The following is a 1009-nucleotide window of genomic DNA, read 5'->3' on the forward strand; positions in this document are numbered from 1 at the left end:
GAAGGATGCGCTTCGGATAGCAGCCTATGCACTTGAAAAATCCTACAAACTCGTACCGTATAGCTCAATGGAGCAAAAGTATGAGGACTTGAAATTCCTTTCCCGCCAATACAACCAACGTATCTCTTATGTTGCAAAGCTGAAGGTTCAGCTTATATCTCTGCTGGATCAAACGATGCCTGGGATTACAAAAATACTGCCATTGAACAGTAGAAATCCCGAAAAATGTGCGTTGTTGCTCTTCATCAAACGATTCAAGTCCTTTGATGAGATTCAGCGAATTGGAAAGGCTCGGTTCCTGGCGTCCTATGATGTCTTGGCGAAAAAGGCTTCAGAACGCAGCGCATCCAGCAAGGGTCTCAGTATCTACGAGCTCGCTGCTGACAGCATTACCACCCGCGGTGAAGACCCTTACATTTGGCTCTCACAAAATCAATGTGTCGACTTGCTTTCCGCAACACAAAATGCTGCCGATGATATCATTTCTCAGATGAGAAATATCGCTGAAACGATTCCGGAATACAAGATACTCCGAGCAATGCATGGAGTCGGTGACCGTCTCGGACCGATTATCCTCGCTGAGATCGGTGACATACGTCGCTTTCACAGCGGCAAGGCATTGAACTCCTATGCCGGCAACGATGCCCCTCCATATCAATCCGGACAATTCGAGAGCAGAAATCGCCACATTTCAAAACGTGGCAGTTCTGCTCTCAGAAAGGCTTGTTACGAGGTAATGCAGGCCCTTAAACTGACAAAACCTCAAGACGACCCCGTGTACCTCTTTATGCTCAAAAAAGAACAGGAAGGGAAGCCTTTCAACGTAGCCAAGATGGCTGGCGTGAACAAGTTCCTCCGGATCTACTATGCCAGAGCGATGGAGCCTACAAGTAAACCGCTTTGATTCTACATCATTTTTTCAAAGCCCGCAATCTGATGGGTTAATTTGGTGCGCCATTTTTGCGTTGTAGTTTTCAGAAAAAGTCCTTGACAAACATTAGCAAGATTT

The 1009-nt window shown here is 46.2% G+C and carries 1 protein-coding gene; it reads left to right on the forward strand.

From position 1 onward, the window contains the following. Window positions 1–904 (forward strand): transposase (locus tag ACTQ4R_RS12965; RefSeq protein WP_441629337.1); only part of this gene is annotated, 904 nt, incomplete at its 5' end. Window positions 905–1009 lie beyond the last annotated feature (105 nt).

It is taken from the genome of Dysosmobacter sp. Sow4_B12, assembly GCF_052116665.1.
Classification (GTDB): domain Bacteria; phylum Bacillota; class Clostridia; order Oscillospirales; family Oscillospiraceae; genus Oscillibacter.